Annotated in this window: 16 protein-coding genes and 1 pseudogene; 13 read left to right on the forward strand and 4 right to left on the reverse strand. The window is 38.2% G+C overall.

Annotated elements, in window-relative coordinates; translation table 11 throughout:
* Window positions 1-96: 96 nt before the first annotated feature.
* The 4 genes and pseudogenes from TYM08_RS07555 to xseA all read right to left on the reverse strand — a co-directional run.
* A pseudogene (locus TYM08_RS07555) lies at window positions 97-351 on the reverse strand (DHCW motif cupin fold protein); the annotation flags it as partial.
* A 199-nt stretch (window positions 352-550) separates the two neighbouring features.
* Complete coding sequence (locus tag TYM08_RS07560) at window positions 551-1417, reverse strand: DMT family transporter (protein WP_422382362.1); 867 nt, start codon at window positions 1415-1417, stop codon at window positions 551-553.
* 168 nt (window positions 1418-1585) lie between these two features.
* A complete protein-coding gene (locus TYM08_RS07565) occupies window positions 1586-2098 on the reverse strand; it encodes a fasciclin domain-containing protein (protein ID WP_422382363.1) in 513 nt (170 codons plus the stop codon).
* Window positions 2099-2488: 390 nt separating this feature from the next.
* Complete coding sequence (xseA, locus tag TYM08_RS07570) at window positions 2489-3799, reverse strand: exodeoxyribonuclease VII large subunit (protein WP_422382364.1); 1311 nt, start codon at window positions 3797-3799, stop codon at window positions 2489-2491.
* 200 nt (window positions 3800-3999) lie between these two features.
* Here xseA and guaB point away from each other — a divergent pair, with 200 nt between their 5' ends.
* From guaB to thrC, 13 genes are all read left to right on the forward strand, one after another.
* The gene (gene guaB, locus TYM08_RS07575; protein WP_422382365.1) at window positions 4000-5484 is read left to right on the forward strand and encodes an IMP dehydrogenase; all 1485 of its coding nucleotides are present in this window, start codon (window positions 4000-4002) and stop codon (window positions 5482-5484) included.
* A gap of 230 nt (window positions 5485-5714) precedes the next feature.
* Window positions 5715-7295: a glutamine-hydrolyzing GMP synthase gene (gene guaA / locus TYM08_RS07580; protein ID WP_422382366.1), complete on the forward strand. Its 1581-nt coding sequence runs from the start codon at window positions 5715-5717 to the stop codon at window positions 7293-7295.
* Window positions 7286-7759, forward strand: a complete 474-nt coding sequence (gene tadA, locus TYM08_RS07585) for a tRNA adenosine(34) deaminase TadA (RefSeq protein ID WP_422382367.1) — start codon at window positions 7286-7288, stop codon at window positions 7757-7759. Before guaA ends, tadA begins: the two co-directional genes overlap by 10 nt.
* A 1-nt stretch (window position 7760) precedes the next feature.
* Window positions 7761-8123, forward strand: a complete 363-nt coding sequence (locus TYM08_RS07590; RefSeq protein WP_422382368.1) for a hypothetical protein — start codon at window positions 7761-7763, stop codon at window positions 8121-8123.
* The gene (gene zapE, locus TYM08_RS07595; RefSeq protein WP_422382369.1) at window positions 8124-9257 is read left to right on the forward strand and encodes a cell division protein ZapE; all 1134 of its coding nucleotides are present in this window, start codon (window positions 8124-8126) and stop codon (window positions 9255-9257) included.
* Window positions 9258-9363: 106 nt separating this feature from the next.
* Entirely contained in the window at window positions 9364-10362 is a 999-nt protein-coding gene (locus TYM08_RS07600) for a rhodanese-related sulfurtransferase (RefSeq protein WP_422382370.1), read from the forward strand.
* A gap of 280 nt (window positions 10363-10642) precedes the next feature.
* Window positions 10643-10894, forward strand: a complete 252-nt coding sequence (rpsP, locus tag TYM08_RS07605; protein WP_422382371.1) for a 30S ribosomal protein S16 — start codon at window positions 10643-10645, stop codon at window positions 10892-10894.
* Between the two features lie 17 nt (window positions 10895-10911).
* The gene (gene rimM, locus TYM08_RS07610; RefSeq protein WP_422382372.1) at window positions 10912-11442 is read left to right on the forward strand and encodes a ribosome maturation factor RimM; all 531 of its coding nucleotides are present in this window, start codon (window positions 10912-10914) and stop codon (window positions 11440-11442) included.
* Between the two features lie 9 nt (window positions 11443-11451).
* Complete coding sequence (gene trmD / locus TYM08_RS07615; protein WP_422382820.1) at window positions 11452-12219, forward strand: tRNA (guanosine(37)-N1)-methyltransferase TrmD; 768 nt, start codon at window positions 11452-11454, stop codon at window positions 12217-12219.
* Window positions 12219-12584 (forward strand): 50S ribosomal protein L19, encoded by a 366-nt coding sequence (gene rplS / locus TYM08_RS07620; protein WP_422382373.1) that lies wholly within the window; start codon window positions 12219-12221, stop codon window positions 12582-12584. Before trmD ends, rplS begins: the two co-directional genes overlap by 1 nt.
* A gap of 145 nt (window positions 12585-12729) precedes the next feature.
* Window positions 12730-13569 carry a DsbC family protein gene (locus tag TYM08_RS07625; RefSeq protein WP_422382374.1) on the forward strand — a complete coding sequence of 280 codons (840 nt, stop codon included), beginning with the start codon at window positions 12730-12732 and terminating at the stop codon, window positions 13567-13569.
* A gap of 71 nt (window positions 13570-13640) precedes the next feature.
* Window positions 13641-14942: a homoserine dehydrogenase gene (locus TYM08_RS07630; protein ID WP_422382375.1), complete on the forward strand. Its 1302-nt coding sequence runs from the start codon at window positions 13641-13643 to the stop codon at window positions 14940-14942.
* A 4-nt stretch (window positions 14943-14946) separates the two neighbouring features.
* Complete coding sequence (thrC, locus tag TYM08_RS07635; RefSeq protein ID WP_422382376.1) at window positions 14947-16338, forward strand: threonine synthase; 1392 nt, start codon at window positions 14947-14949, stop codon at window positions 16336-16338.
* Window positions 16339-16387 lie beyond the last annotated feature (49 nt).

A 16387-nucleotide genomic window follows, 5' to 3' on the forward strand; every position in this document is an offset into this window, starting at 1 on the left:
GCCTATCTCTCAAAAAATAAAGGATGGCACTATACTGGATTTTTATACAGTGGTCTAGGGTTGAGCTTGTGACTGTGTTGTTTGTGAAATTCAAACTTATGATAAGCAATCGCCATCAATAATTAGTAGTTTTACGCCTTTTTTAGAAAGAGATCGATGCGAGCTAAGATTGTCTGAAACAATATAAGACATTCCTTTTTTTAATACCGATTGGGTGCCATTTTTAAATTCATTGATGACTTCGCCTTCTATACCTTCTATACCTTCTATACCTTCCTGACAATAAACAATATGGCGAAGTTCACACCAGTGATCCGCTTCATAGTTTTTTGAATATTCAACATGTCTAACGCGTAATCCTGAAAATTAAATGGTTTTCCAATATGCGATTCCTGTTGTACCGAAATGTTCAGTTTGGGGGATGCTTTTTCAGTCAATGGTTTGGAATGGGATGTTTGATTTTTTCATAATTAATTTCCGGTATTATTAGCAAAATATTAATAGGTGATAAATAATTTTATTGATGATTGTAAATAATTTATCGTTTGAACTATTGTTTTTTTGTTGAAAACACCACAAGTGCCGTTCCCGTTAAAATCACAATAATCCCCAATATTATTTGCAGCGATAAGGTTTCATTTAGCAATAAAACTCCCCAAGAAATAGCAAATATAGGAACTAAAAATGTAACGGTAGAGCTTGCCAGTGCGCCGAGTTTTTTAATTATTTGGAAAAAAATCAAAAATGCGATCACCGTACATAATATGGTTAATGCAAAAGCTGATAACCAGCTTTGTGTGCTTGGTATTTGTTGTGGCCAATATATAACCCCTGGAATAATTAAATACAGGCCACCAAAAAATAATCCTCCAGCGGTCATTTCAAGGGCTTTTAATTCGTGTAGATATTTTTTTGCATGTAATAATGAATAGCCATAACCGCTTGTTGCTATTAATCCTGCAAAAATTGCTAACAATGTTCCGTTTAAATATAAAGATAATGATTGTATAGAAACGATATAAATGCCTAAAAACGCTAATAATAAACCAATGATTTGTTTAACTTGAATTTTATTTTGAAAGAAACTGACACCTATTACTGCCGTTAAAATAGGCGTGGTTGCATTTATTAATGAAGTGAAACCAGAGTTTAGTGTCAGGCTTGTGTAAGAAAATAATGTAAAAGGAATGGCGTAATTGGTTGCACCTAATAGCATAAAGTGCGACCAGTATTTTTTAAGAGTTTGCCTAAAGTCGGGTTTTAAACACAGGGGTAATAAAATTAATGCAGCCCCCGTTATGCGAATTAAGTTTAATGCAAAAGGACCAAATTCGGGACTGGCGACACGCATAAATAAAAATGATGCGCCCCAGATAGCGGCTAAGATAATCAGTCCTATAAAATAGATGAGCTGCATGTTAATTCCATTTCTAAATAGTGAAACAATGATATTAACGTACAGGTTTGTAATAACGAAGAGAAAATAATTGGGAGAGGGGTGATAAAAGGACAAAAACAAGAAGGGGGTGCTTGTTTTTGTCCACTGATTTTAACTTTGTCATTAATTTTATTAATGAGTTAAAATTTATTTTGGTAAAATTACCGAATCTATTACATGAATAATACCGTTGCTTGCTTCAACATCGGCTAATACTACTGTTGCGCCATCAACCATTACTCGACCGTTTACTACATTGATAGAAACACTTTGACCTTGGACGGTTGTTGCGCTTTTAAAGTTTAATGCATCAGCAGCTCTGACTTTACCAGCTACTACATGGTAAGTTAAAACGGCGATCAATTGATCTTTGTTTTCTGGTTTAAGTAATGATTCAACGGTGCCAGCTGGAAGCTTTGCAAAGGCTTCATCGTTAGGTGCAAATACTGTAAATGGGCCGTCACTTTTTAACACATCAACTAAATCTGCAGCTTGAACGGCTGCAACTAATGTGTTGAACATGCCTGTTTTCACCGCTACATCAACGATGTCTCGTTTCATGCCGTGATCAATCATGCCTTTGTCGGATGCGACAGATAAAGTAGAAAAAGAAATTGCGCTTACACAGATTGCGAATGTAGAAATGATTTTGTTGAACATGGTATAGCCTCGTTTAATTTAATTTTTTAGTAACTATTCAGCTCACACTAAAATTTGCACTGATCTGCGTTGAAAAATGATCATTTACATGTGTAAGCTCACATTTTCCGCCTTGCCCAGCACAAATTTGAGCGCAATCTGAACAGTTACGGATTGTGCTGAATAGTTACATTTTTTATTGGATTAAAAGTGAATCTCTTAATCACATAATAAGTACCTGAATAATTACGCGAGGTTTTTTAAGTTGGATGTTAAATAATGGAAGCTTATGACTTTTGGTTGGTTTTTATTTGTATGTGATCTGAATTTTTTAGTTTTCGTATTGTGAATTTAAAAGATCATCCTAGTCTGGTTAGAATGATCGATTATGAAATATTTAGTTGGTGTCGTTTATTTTACGATTGAAATGATTGATCCATCTTCAAATTCAGTACTTAACTCGTCACCCGATTTAAGTTGTTTGGCGCTGGTCACCACAGTTTTACCTGATTTGGCAATACTGTAACCGCGCTTTAAAGTATTAAGAGGTGACAATGCATTTAAGGTTAACATTTGATCGTGATGTTTGGTTTGTTTGTGTCTAAATACCTGATTGATTTTGATGTGCAATAACTGACTTAAATGATCGAGCTGGTTTTGTTGTTCGCTTATGATTGTCTCTGGATTATTAAGCGCAAGGCGATGTTGTAAATCAATTAAATGGGTTTGCAGTTCTGCTTGTTTGATTTGAACCTGTGATCCAATTTCTTGCATTGCATCGTCTATACGTAAACGCGCTTGTTGAATGATGGATTCTGGTTTTTTAAGTGCGCGTGTGGCGCTTGATATTTGCCAAGTGTATTTTTGCAATTTTTGTTTGATGCTTAATGTCAGTCTTCTGTTTTGGTGTTCTAGCATCTGTAAAATATCTTGCTGGTTTTTACTGATTAATTCTGCAGCTGCCGTTGGGGTGGCCGCTCTTACGTCTGCTGCAAAATCACTGATGCTGAAATCTACCTCGTGCCCGACTGCACTAATCACTGGAATGTCGCAGCTTGCAATTTGGCGGGCGAGCATTTCGTCGTTAAAACAAAATAAATCTTCTAATGAGCCGCCGCCACGCGTCAGTAAAATACAATCTAGATCCATATTTTGTGACGCTTGGGTAAACGCAATGTTTAAACTTAATGCTGCGTCTTTGCCTTGTACTAAAGAAGGATATAAAAATATTTCCATCATTGGCCATCTGCGTCTAATGGTTGTTAAAACGTCATGAATGGCGGCGCCAGTATCTGAGGTGATAATCCCTACTTTTTGAATGTTGTTAGGCAATGGTTTTTTGTTGTTTATATCAAATAGTCCTTCGCCTTCTAATTTGTTTTTAAGTTCGATAAATTGTTGTTGCAGTGCGCCGTCACCTTTAACGGTCATAGACGACACGATCATTTGGTAATCGCCTCGGCCTTCATACAAACTCAGTTTTCCGGTAATTACTACTTGGTCGCCATTTTTAGGGTGAAAGCTTGTTCGGGCCAAAGATGATTTGAACATGGCGCATTTAAGTTGGGCGGATGAATCTTTTAATGTGAAATAAATATGACCAGAGGCGGGGGTGGCTAAATTGGATATTTCGCCTTCAACGGCAATATGGCCGAACTGGGTTTCAAGTAAAAATTTTACTTGGCGATTGACTGCGCTGACACTTAATGCCGAAGGTTGCATGAATCGATCTCTAAATAGGTTAAATAACAAAAGAGGTGACACTATATAGAAAAGCGAATAAAGATTGAAATGCGTTAAGGGTAATTTTCTTTAGGGGTGATTAATGTTTGCAGGTTGATAGCCTACAAATTATAATGTGCAGTTAATCAAATTACACCCATTCATACATTTAACTGTATGAGTCAAAATAAGGTCCCACAATGTTACGTATCGCTCAAGAAGCACTGACTTTTGATGATGTGCTATTAGTTCCAGGTTATTCTGAAGTACTGCCAAATCAAGTGTCTTTGAAAACAAAAGTTTCAAAAAACATCGAGTTAAATATTCCGTTAATGTCTTCTGCGATGGATACGGTAACCGAAGCGCGCCTTGCTATAGCAATGGCTCAAGAAGGTGGAATTGGAATTATCCATAAAAACATGACCGCTAAAATGCAAGCCAAAGAAGTGCAAAAAGTAAAGCGTCATGAAAGTGGTGTGGTGGTTAATCCTATTACAATTGAGCAAGACGCTTCTGTTGAGCAATTGATTAATTTAATGCGTAAACACAATATTTCAGGTGTACCTGTATTAGATAATGGCAACTTAGTGGGTATTGTGACTCGTCGTGACTCACGTTTTGAAAAAAACTTAGAAGCAAAAGTTTCCACAATTATGACCACTAAAGAGAAATTGGTCACTGTTAAAAAAGGCGCATCGAAAAAAGATGTAAAAGCTTTGTTGCATGAAAATCGAATTGAAAAAGTATTAGTGGTTGATGATAACTTTGGCTTAGTTGGATTAATGACTGTTACTGATATTGAAAAAGCCAAAGCGTTTCCAAATGCATGTAAAGATGAAAATGCACGTTTACGTGTTGGCGCTGCGGTTGGTACTGGTGCTGATACCGATGAACGTGTGCAGTTGTTGGTTGAAGCCGGTGTGGATTTAATTGTTGTGGATACATCACATGGTCATACAAGTAATTCATTAGGAAAAGGCGTGATTGATCGCGTTAAGTGGATCAAGGCAAACTTCCCTCATGTTGAAGTTATTGGTGGCAATATCGCAACGGCTCAAGCGGCGTTAGACTTAGTTGCTGCTGGTGCTGATGGTGTTAAAGTGGGGATTGGTCCTGGTTCAATCTGTACCACTCGTATTGTTGCAGGTGTCGGTGTGCCACAATTAACTGCCATTTCAAATGTAGCTGCTGCGTTAAAAGATTCGGGTATTCCACTGATTGCTGATGGTGGGGTGCGTTATTCGGGTGATTTGGCCAAAGCCATTGCAGCAGGCGCTTATGTGGTAATGGCTGGCGGAATGTTTGCGGGTACGGATGAATCTCCTGGTGAAATCGAATTGTTCCAAGGTCGTTCGTACAAGTCATACCGCGGTATGGGTTCTATTGGCGCAATGGGTCAAAAACAAGGATCATCTGATCGTTACTTCCAATCAGCAGATGAAGGTAATGAAAAATTAGTACCAGAAGGTATTGAAGGTCGTGTTGCGGTTAAAGGTCCATTGCATGCAGTAATTCATCAACAAATGGGTGGGTTACGTTCTTCAATGGGCTATACCGGTTGCGCAAATATTGAACAAATGCGTACTAAACCTGAGTTTGTAAAAATTACCAATGCGGGTATGAGTGAATCTCATGTGCATGATGTGCAAATTACACGTGAAGCCCCTAACTATCGCGCTGGCTAATCTTGAGATTGACCTGCTAGCGCTCAAATTTGCGTATGTCTTCGTTGAAAAATGATCATTTACAGTTGTAAACTCACATTTTTCGCCTCGACCTACACAAATTTGAATCCCATCAGATCAATCCCAAATTGAATTAAATTAGTCTAATTGGATTAATTAACATAATTAAGTATTTCTACCACGCTGATGAAGAGATTGATCAGCGTGGTTTATTTTTTTGAGGAAAGTAAATGTCTAACATCGATATCCATAGCCATAAAATTCTAATTCTAGATTTTGGTTCTCAGTATTCTCAGTTAATTGCTCGTCGTGTTCGCGAAATAGGTGTGTTCTGTGAATTGCACCCATTTGATATGACTCAAGAAGATATTAAAGCATTTGGCGCAAGCGGTATTATTTTAGCTGGTGGTCCTGAGTCGGTAACGTTGGAAGACACACCGCGTGCACCTCAAATTGTATTTGATTTGGATATTCCAATTTTAGGTATTTGCTACGGCATGCAAACCATGGCGTTACAAATGGGCGGTGAAGTATCCAGCTCAGACAAGCGTGAATTTGGTTATGCAGAAGTAAAAGTAGAAGCACAGGATGCGTTCTTTAAAGGTACTCACGACAAGCAAACTGAAAATGGCGCAGGTCTTTTAGATGTTTGGATGAGTCATGGTGACAAAGTAAGTACGATGCCTGAAGGGTTTACTATTTCAGCAAGTACACCAAGCTGCCCAATTGCGGCAATGAGCGATGAAAAGCGCAAATACTACGGCGTACAATTTCACCCTGAAGTGACGCACACTAAACAAGGTGGTGTTTTACTTGAGCGTTTTGTGCGTGAAATTTGTGCAACTGAAGCGTTGTGGACGCCTGCCAATATCGTCAGTGATTTGATCGAAAAAGTTCAAGCACAGGTTGGTGATAAAGAAGTGTTGTTAGGTTTGTCAGGTGGTGTGGATTCATCGGTTGTGGCTGCGCTTTTACATAAAGCCATTGGCGACAAATTAACCTGTGTATTTGTTGATAACGGATTGCTTCGTAAAAACGAAGGCGATGACGTGATGAAAATGTTTGCTAAAAACATGGGTATCAAAGTGATTCGCGCTGATAAAGAAGAATTGTTTTTATCTAAATTAGCAGGTGAGTCGGATCCTGAGAAAAAACGTAAAATCATCGGTAATGCATTTATCGAAGTATTTGATGAGGAGTCTACTAAGTTAAACGGCATTGATTTCTTGGCGCAGGGTACAATTTACCCAGACGTGATTGAGTCTGCTGCTGCAAAAACAGGCAAGGCACACGTTATTAAATCTCATCATAACGTAGGTGGGTTACCCGATGACATGAAAATGGATTTGGTTGAGCCATTACGTGAATTGTTTAAAGATGAAGTGCGCAGAATCGGTCTTGAGTTAGGTTTGCCGTACGATATGGTTTATCGTCATCCATTTCCAGGGCCTGGTTTAGGTGTGCGTATTTTGGGTGAAGTGAAAAAAGAATACGCCGATATCTTGCGTGAAGCCGATGCGATTTTCTTAGAAGAATTACATGCAGCAGATTGGTATCACAAAACAAGCCAAGCGTTTGTTGTGTTTTTACCTGTTAAATCTGTAGGTGTAGTAGGGGATGCTCGTCGTTACGAATGGGTGGTTTCTTTGCGTGCTGTTGAAACCATTGACTTTATGACGGCTCGTTGGGCGCATTTGCCTTACGAATTATTAGAAAAAGTGTCAAATCGTATCATCAATGAGATTTCTGGTATTTCTCGTGTTGCTTATGATGTGTCATCTAAGCCACCCGCTACGATTGAATGGGAATAAAACCCGATCAACACTGGATGCGTTTTGCTTTAGAGCAGGCGCATCTTGCTGCTATTGAAGGTGAGGTGCCTATTGGTGCTGTGATGGTTTATAAAAATGAAATCATCGCAAAAGGGTTTAATCAGTGTGTGGCTAAAAATAATGCAATGTTACACGCTGAAGTGGTGGTGATAGAGCAAGCTTGTAAAGTGCTTAATAATTATCGTTTGAATCAATGTACATTATACGTCACGCTTGAACCTTGTATGATGTGTTGTGGTGCTTTGGTTCAATCTCGTATAGCGCGAGTGGTTTACGGTGCTAAAGAATCCAAAACAGGCTGTGTTCACAGTCATTTAAACTTACTAGAACAATCCTTTTTAAATCATAAAATATTAATTACATCTGATGTTTTAAAAGATGAGTGTCAAAATATTATGATTGATTTTTTTAGTAAAAAACGCAAAACAATAAAGGTTGAATAATATGAAATTTGTTTATGTTTTATTAATTTCTTTGGTGTTATTGGTGGGGTGTAAAGACAAACCAATGGATGCTCAAAAAAGTGGCGAAGCGTATTTAAAAGCGATGTTTATTGATAATGACATCGATGCGATTAAAAAAATGACGCACCCCGATCAAGTTGAAGATTTTACCCGTTCAATTGGCGGTTTGGCTAATATGCTTGTGTTGATGGATGATGCGAGTTATGAAATTAAATCCGTTAAAGAGGATGGTGATTTAGCAGTAATTGCATTTGATATTTCAATGACATCCAAAGGTAAGACTGAATTCAGTTCTGAAACCATGACTTTGCAAAAAATAGATTCTGTGTGGTATGTGAAGTAAATGACCTCTTTAGCCGTAAATAAAGCAGTAGATTTAATGACACCAATACAAAAATATAAATACGATATTGAGCATAACGGGTTTTCTTATGATCCGGCTCAAGAAGAGGCGATTGAAGCGTTAGATCAGTTGTTTCATAAAATCATTAATAAACCTGCTCCTAAAAACTCAATGTTTAGTAAATTATTTGCTAAAAAAACAGTTGAGCCAGAAATTGGTTTGTATTTTTGGGGTGGAGTCGGTCGTGGTAAAACTTATTTAATGGATTTGTTTTTTGACGCATTACCGTCGGACAAAAAACTAAGAACGCATTTTCACCGTTTTATGAAATTGGTTCATGAGCAGTTAGTGGGTTTAACTGGGCAAAAAAACCCATTAGAAATCGTGGCAGATGATTTGGCTGGTAAATATCAAGTGCTTTGTTTTGATGAGTTTTTTGTATCAGACATTGGTGATGCGATGATTTTAGGTACATTGATGGAGCATTTATTTGCCCGTGGTGTATGTCTGATTACTACGTCGAATATCGTTCCAAGTGGTTTATATAAAAACGGATTGCAGCGTAAGCGTTTTTTGCCTGCTATTGCGTTATTAGAAAAATACACAAAAGTCATGAATGTTGATGGCGGTACGGATTATCGATTGCGTACCCTAGAGCAAGCAACGTTGTATCATCACCCTCATAATGATGAGGCGATGCAAAAATTAGAAGAAAGTTTTAAAAAGTTATCGCCAGATTCTGATTTAACCGTTGTTGATGCAAAAGTTGAAATTTTAGGTCGTCACTTTTTGGCGCGTCGTATGTGTGAAGATGTAATTTGGTTTGAGTTTAATGAATTGTGTGACGGTCCTAGATCGCAAAACGATTACATTGAATTGGCAAGAATTTATCACACTGTTGTTTTGTCAAAAGTCCCTCAATTTGGTGAAAAAAATGATGACGTTGCGCGTCGTTTTATTTATTTGGTTGATGAGTTTTACGATCGCAATATTAAATTATTAATTTCAGCTGATGTGTCCATTACTGAGATTTATACAACGGGCAAGCACGAATTTGAATTTGAGCGAACACAATCAAGATTGTTGGAAATGCAATCTAAAGAATATTTAGCACGAGAACACTTGGGAGCTTAGTTCCTAAATTTAAAGTTGTGATCATTTTGATTGCAACTTCACTGGCTCAAAAAAGAGTCGACTTTCATAGCACTGGATTTACGGTTCAGTAAGCGGAGATAAAAAAATGTCTAATACATCTAGTAATAAAGTAGTGGTGTGCGCGTTATATCACTTTGTCACTCTTGAAGATTATCAAGAAATCCAACCCAATTTATTAAAATTATTAAACGACAACCATATTCGCGGTACGTTGCTTTTAGCCAAAGAAGGTATTAATGGCACCATTGCCGCAACACGCGAATCAATGGATGTGTTTTTAAATTGGTTAAAATCAGACCCTCGTTTTGCTCCTACTGTTTATAAAGAGTCATACGTAGATGATATGCCGTTTTTGCGCTCTCGTGTAAAACTGAAAAAAGAAATCGTGACCATGGGTGTAGAAGGGATTGATCCAAAACATATTGTGGGTACGTACGTAAAACCTGATCAATGGAATGATTTAATCAGTCAAGATGATGTGTTGTTAGTGGATACCCGTAACGAATACGAAACTCAAATTGGCACGTTTCAAGGTGCTATTGATCCTCATACTGAAACCTTTCGTGAATTTCCTGAATACGTCAAACAAAATTTTGATCCAAAAAAACACAAAAAAGTCGCGATGTTTTGTACTGGTGGTATTCGCTGCGAAAAATCAACAGCGTATATGAAAGAGCAGGGTTTTGATGAGGTGTATCACTTAGAAGGTGGTATTTTAAAATATTTAGAAGAAGTACCTAAAGAAAAAACCATGTGGGAAGGTGAGTGTTTTGTATTTGATGGGCGAGTATCGGTGAATCACGATCTTGAAAAGGGTATTTATGATCAATGTCATGCCTGTCGTAGACCCATTTTAGAAGAAGATAAAGAGCGAGCTGAATATCAAAAAGGCGTCAGTTGTCATCAGTGTTTTGATAAATTAACGCAAGATCAAAAAGATCGATTCGCACAGCGTGAAAAACAAATCGAATTAGCAAAAGCTCGTGGCGAAACCCATATTGGCCAAGATTATAATCAAGTCATGCAGCAGCGTCGCGATGAAAAGTTAGCTAAAAAAAATCAACAACGAAAATCCGATCAATAAAATAATTCAAATACCCAGTTAGATGTTATCTATGGGTATTTTTTTGTTTTTAAAAACGTGTAAAAGTGCCGATGTATGTGCGCGATGGCGATTTTTGGGTAAAAATTATTAATTAATTATATGGTTTATGCATTTAAAAAAACGTTTGGATGTAGTTTGTTGGTTGTTATTTTTGTGAAAAGACGTATAATTCGCGCGCTATTTTAAGTGGGTCGAAATTCCTTTGATCCCAAACAAGAACGATAGGTAATTTCAAAACCTATCCAAATAGGAGATACGAATGGTTGTTATTCGTTTAGCACTTGGGGGCTCTAAGAAGCGTCCTTTTTATCATATCAATGTAGCTGATAGCAGAAATGCTCGTGACGGTCGTTTCATCGAACGTGTCGGTTTGTTTAACCCTGTTGCTCGCGGACAAGAAGAGCGCCTTCGTGTCTCTTTAGATCGCATTGAGTACTGGGTAAGTAAAGGGGCTCAGACTTCTGAGCGTGTATCAGTTCTATTAAAACAATATAAAAAGAGTCAAGCATAATCTAAAGGGCTCTTAACATGAACAAGTATCAAGATTTGGTGATTTTAGGTCGCATTACGTCGGTCTTTGGCATTAAAGGTTGGGTGAAATTATTTTCATATACTGACCCTATGGATCAAATCTTAGACTACACCGATTGGCAAATCAGTAATGGTGGCCCTTGGCGTAGTATTGAAATCGATGCAGGTCGTTCTCATGGCAAAGGTATGGTTGTTCATATCGTTGGTTGTGATGATCGTGAAATTGCCAAAGAGTTTGGTGGTTACGAAATAGCGATTCATAAATCGGCATTACCTTCTTTGGATCGTGATGACTTTTATTGGCATGAACTGGAAGGCTTAATTGTCTGGACAGTCGATGGAAAGAAGCTTGGTCGTGTTGATCATATGATGAGCGCAGGCGGTGCTAACGATGTAATGGTGATAAAAGCCAATCGCGATAGTATTGATCAGCGTGAACGGATGATCCCTTATCTATTTGGTGAGGTGATTAAATCGATTAGCTTAGAGGAACGTAAAATCGAAGTTGATTGGGATCCGGATTTTTAAGTGAGTAAAATGTGGTTTGGTGTCATTACCCTGTTTGAATCCATGTTTGATGGGTTTTGTAACGAAGGGGTAGTGGGAAGAGCAATTCAATCTGATTTGCTAAAAGTGGATTTTTTTAATCCGCGCGACTTTACTACAGATGCACACAATACCGTGGATGACCGACCGTTTGGTGGTGGTCCCGGAATGTTGATGAAGGTTGAGCCTTTGCAAAAAGCCATCGAAGCTGCAAAATTGCAGATCGGAAGCGATGCAAAAGTGATATATCTTTCACCTCAAGGTCAACCATTGGCGCAAAAAGGCGTTGAAAAGTTGGCACAAACTGACAAATTGATTTTTATTTGCGGTCGTTACGAAGGTATCGATGAGCGAGTCATTACACAGTTTGTAGACGAACAATGGTCTCTTGGAGATTTTGTTCTCAGTGGTGGTGAAGTTGCGGCGATGGCGTTTATGGATGCTATTTCCCGTCAAGTACCTGGTGTACTTGGAAAGCAATCGTCAGTATTAGAAGATTCGTTTGTCGAAGGTTTATTAGATTGTCCGCATTATACGCGTCCAGAAGAATTGAATGGCCAGACTGTGCCGAAGGTTTTGTTAAGTGGTCATCACGAAAATATTCGTAAATGGCGCTTAAAACAGTCGTTAGGAAATACTTGGGTAAATCGACCAGATTTACTGGAGAAACTAACGCTAACCCCAGAGCAGTTAATATTATTAGATGAATTTAAATGTGATTTTTTAACATTAAATCGCGCAGAACAGGAGTTGTCATAATGAGCAACAAAAACAGCATTATTCAGGCTATCGAAGCTGAACAAACTGAAAAGCAAATCCCAGCTTTTCGCCCAGGCGATACAGTTGTTGTACAAGTTAAAGTAAAAGAAGGTACTCGTGAGCGTCTTCAAGCATACGAAGGTATTGTAATTGGCGTTCGTAGTCGTGGATTAAACTCTGCGTTTACAGTACGTAAAATCTCTCATGGTGTTGGTGTTGAACGTACGTTCCAAACTTACAGCCCATTAGTAGAAAGCGTTGAAGTTAAACGTCGTGGCGCAGTACGCCAAGCTAAATTGTACTACTTACGTGAGCTTTCTGGTAAAGCTGCTCGTATTAAAGAGCGTTTAAACCGTAAAGGTTAATCGTTATTGGATAAAATAATTGATTTTTTTTGAATCAATTTGCTAATCCGCAAAAAAAAGGTAGCTTAGGCTACCTTTTTTTTTTGAACCCTATAAACTATTGCGTCCTTTTGCTGTCAAAACCCTTTTGGTTTGGAGAAATAAAATGAAGTTAACAATCGTCTCAATAATTGTGGCAATACTTATCGGGTTTGTATCCTTAGGTTTTGTGCAATCTAAAGCAACAGAAACACAGCAATCCGTCGCACCTCATATCGAAGCCGCAGCTGCAGTATCTGCACCAATATCTGAAAAGGATTTAAAAGTCCAACTCACTAAATCGCTTTCGGCTGTTTTTTCTAGAGATGCGGTGATCACCAATGCTAAAGCAACGCCTATTGATGGTGTCTATGAAGTGTTATTTAATGAAGGTACGATTGTTTATACTACATTAGATGGAAGTTATTTCTTTTATGGCAGTAATTTGGGGTTGTTTCAAAATAATAATGGCGAAGTGGCAAATTTAACTGCTAAAACTCTAGAGATTGCAGAGCAAAGTAAATCTAAAGATCGATTGCCATTGCTAAATCAAATGAGCCGCGATGATCTTGTTATTTTCTCCCCTAAGGGTGAGGTGAAAGCGTCAGTGATTGTATTTACCGATGTTGATTGCGGATATTGCCGAAAATTACATTCTGAAATAGAGTCATACTTAGATCTAGGGATTGAAATTAAATACGCTGCATTCCCAAGAGCTGGTCTAAGTGGCAACTCCTTTGATAAAATCGTTACTGCATGGTGTGCGCCTAATCAGCAGCAAACGATGACAATGCTAAAAAGTAATCAGTCAGTAAAAATGCAAACTTGTGACAATCCTGTGGCGCAACAGTATCAGTTAGGTCGCCAAGTGGGTGTGACAGGTACACCTTCTATCTTTACTGAAGATGGACAAATCATACCTGGATATAGACCGGCTGCTGATTTAGCAAAAGTGTTGGGTATATAACAAATAATAATTTTTATGTATAGGCATCTTCGGGTGTCTATTTTTTTGTATTTAATTTTTGAGGTAATACATTGAAATCGGTAAATGTTGGATTGTGCGGTTTAGGTACCGTTGGTGGAGGCACATATCGTGTTCTTAGAGATAACCAAGCTCAAATTAGCGCGCGAGCAGGTTTTCCAATTAATATTACGCACATTGGTATGCGTACTGTTAAAGAAGGCTATGACTACACGGGCATTACGGTTTCTCAAGATTTACTAGAAGTGACTATAGACCCAAATGTTGATGTGGTTGTAGAATTAATTGGCGGCTACGATTTAGCAAAAGAAATCGTAATGAGTGCCATTGAAAACGGAAAGCACGTTGTAACAGCAAACAAAGCATTAATTGCTGTACATGGTAATGAGATTTTTGCAGCAGCGTCTAAAAAGGGCGTAACGGTTAATTTTGAAGCAGCGGTTGCTGGTGGTATTCCAATCATCAAAGCAATGCGTGAAGGTTTGGTTGCTAATAAAGTAACAAGCTTGGCAGGTATCATTAACGGTACAGGTAACTTCATTTTGACTGAAATGCGTGACAAAGGTCGTGCGTTTGAAGATGTATTAAAAGAAGCACAAGAGCTAGGTTACGCAGAAGCGGACCCAACATTTGATGTTGAAGGTATTGATGCGGCACATAAATTAACGATTTTAGCGTCGATCGCTTTTGGTATGCCATTACAGTTTGAAAAAGCCTACACAGAAGGCATCAGCAAAATTACAGCACAAGATGTCAATTACGCTGAAGAGCTAGGTTATAGAATCAAACACTTAGGTGTAGCGGTTAAGCGTGAAAACGGCATTGAGATGCGTGTTCACCCAACGTTAATCCCTGAAAAATCATTAATAGCTAACGTAAATGGCGTGTTAAACGCAGTATTAGTTAACTGCGATGCAGTGGGTCAAACTATGTATTCTGGCGCAGGCGCTGGCGATACAGCAACGGCTTCATCGGTGATTGCTGATATCGTAGATGTTGCAAGATTAGTCGGCACAAACGCTCGCCCAGTACCGCATTTAGGCTTTGGTGAAATTGATGATTCAATTGAAATTTTAGATGTAGATCAATCTGAAACGGGTTTTTACCTTAGAATTGAAGTCTCAGACAAAGTCGGCGTAATGGCGAAAATCGCTCAAATTATGAGTGAAAACGCCATTAATATTGAAGCGATTTTACAAAAAGAGCCTGCTGAAGACGCAAAAACATTACCTGTGATTATGTTAACGCATAAAGTAAAAGAACAGGATATGAACACAGCAATCAAAAAATTAGAAGCATTAGACGATGTGGTTGAGCCAGTTGTCCGCATTCGTGTTGAACATTTAAACGGTTAAGAAAATGAAATACATAAGCACAAGAGGCCAAGCGCCAGAATTAAATTTTGAAGACGTATTATTAACAGGCTTAGCAAGCGATGGCGGCCTATACGTTCCAAAAGACATTCCACAATTTAGCCAAGAAGAAATTCAGTCTTGGGCAGAATTACCGTACCACGAATTAGCATTTAAAGTGATTTCGCCATTTGTGGGTGACAGCTTTGATGAAAAAACCTTAAAGCGTATCTTAAAAGAAACCTACACAGGTTTTGCGCATAAAGCCGTCGCGCCATTGCAGCAAATTGATCATAACGAATACGTGTTGGAATTATTCCACGGTCCAACATTAGCGTTTAAAGATTTCGCATTACAATTGTTAGGTCGTCTTTTAGATGAGTCTTTACAAAAACGTGATGAGAAAGTTGTGATCATGGGCGCAACATCTGGTGATACTGGATCTGCGGCTATTGAAGGCACAAAAGCATGTAAAAATGTTGATATCTTTATTTTGCATCCGCATAACCGTGTATCTGAAGTTCAGCGTCGTCAAATGACCACCATAAAAGGTGATAATATTCATAACATCGCCATTGAAGGTAACTTTGATGATTGCCAGCAAATGATTAAACAATCCTTTGCTGATCAGTCTTTCTTACGTGGCGAGCGTCGTTTAGTTGCGGTTAACTCAATTAACTGGGCGAGAATTGTTGCACAAATCGTTTATTATTTTTACGCGTCACTGAACTTAGGTGGCCCAAAACGCGAAATGGCATTCTCAGTACCGACTGGTAACTTTGGTGATATTTTTGCGGGTTACATTGCTAAGAAAATGGGTTTACCTATTAAGCAATTAATCGTAGCAACCAATAAAAACGATATTTTACATCGTTTCTTAAGCAAAAATTTATACGAAAAGCACCCTTTACAACACACGTTATCGCCATCAATGGATATCGTGGTTTCTAGTAATTTTGAGCGTTTATTGTTTGATCTTGAAGATCGCAATGGCGAAAAATTAGCTGAACTAATGGAAAAAATGGGATCTGAAACCGTTTCTTTAGACGAAGCTAAAATGTCTAAAGCACGTGAATTATTCGATTCATACGCAGTTGATGATCAAACCACCTCTGACACCATTAAAGAAGTGTTTGAACAGTCTGAATACTTGCTTGACCCTCATACGGCTATTGGTGTTAAAGCCGCTCGTGAAACACGTCGTGACATGAATATTCCAATGATTACATTGGGAACAGCACATCCAGTTAAATTTACAGATGCAATCAAAAAAGCGGGCTTAGTTTCGCCAAGCTTGCCAGCGCATTTAAGTGATTTAATGGAGCGTGAAGAGAAATTCAGTGTGTTAGAGAATGATCTTAAAGCGGTTCACAACTTTGTAGAAAAGACTATTTTCTAAATGTGAATTTGAGATTGAAAAAATAAAAAAGACCGAATATTCGGTCTTT

It is taken from the genome of Marinicellulosiphila megalodicopiae (genome assembly GCF_045862395.1).
GTDB lineage: Bacteria > Pseudomonadota > Gammaproteobacteria > Pseudomonadales > Natronospirillaceae > Marinicellulosiphila > Marinicellulosiphila megalodicopiae.

Excerpts from the sequence above, each read along its gene's own strand:
- TYM08_RS07560 (WP_422382362.1), bottom strand. The coding sequence starts at position 1,417 with ATGCAGCTCATCTATTTTATAGGACTGATTATCTTAGCCGCTATCTGG.
- TYM08_RS07565 (WP_422382363.1), bottom strand. The coding sequence starts at position 2,098 with ATGTTCAACAAAATCATTTCTACATTCGCAATCTGTGTAAGCGCAATT.
- xseA (WP_422382364.1), bottom strand. The coding sequence starts at position 3,799 with ATGCAACCTTCGGCATTAAGTGTCAGCGCAGTCAATCGCCAAGTAAAA.
- guaB (WP_422382365.1), top strand. The coding sequence starts at position 4,000 with ATGTTACGTATCGCTCAAGAAGCACTGACTTTTGATGATGTGCTATTA.
- guaA (WP_422382366.1), top strand. The coding sequence starts at position 5,715 with ATGTCTAACATCGATATCCATAGCCATAAAATTCTAATTCTAGATTTT.
- tadA (WP_422382367.1), top strand. The coding sequence starts at position 7,286 with ATGGGAATAAAACCCGATCAACACTGGATGCGTTTTGCTTTAGAGCAG.
- TYM08_RS07590 (WP_422382368.1), top strand. The coding sequence starts at position 7,761 with ATGAAATTTGTTTATGTTTTATTAATTTCTTTGGTGTTATTGGTGGGG.
- zapE (WP_422382369.1), top strand. The coding sequence starts at position 8,124 with ATGACCTCTTTAGCCGTAAATAAAGCAGTAGATTTAATGACACCAATA.
- TYM08_RS07600 (WP_422382370.1), top strand. The coding sequence starts at position 9,364 with ATGTCTAATACATCTAGTAATAAAGTAGTGGTGTGCGCGTTATATCAC.
- rpsP (WP_422382371.1), top strand. The coding sequence starts at position 10,643 with ATGGTTGTTATTCGTTTAGCACTTGGGGGCTCTAAGAAGCGTCCTTTT.
- rimM (WP_422382372.1), top strand. The coding sequence starts at position 10,912 with ATGAACAAGTATCAAGATTTGGTGATTTTAGGTCGCATTACGTCGGTC.
- trmD (WP_422382820.1), top strand. The coding sequence starts at position 11,452 with ATGTGGTTTGGTGTCATTACCCTGTTTGAATCCATGTTTGATGGGTTT.
- rplS (WP_422382373.1), top strand. The coding sequence starts at position 12,219 with ATGAGCAACAAAAACAGCATTATTCAGGCTATCGAAGCTGAACAAACT.
- TYM08_RS07625 (WP_422382374.1), top strand. The coding sequence starts at position 12,730 with ATGAAGTTAACAATCGTCTCAATAATTGTGGCAATACTTATCGGGTTT.
- thrC (WP_422382376.1), top strand. The coding sequence starts at position 14,947 with ATGAAATACATAAGCACAAGAGGCCAAGCGCCAGAATTAAATTTTGAA.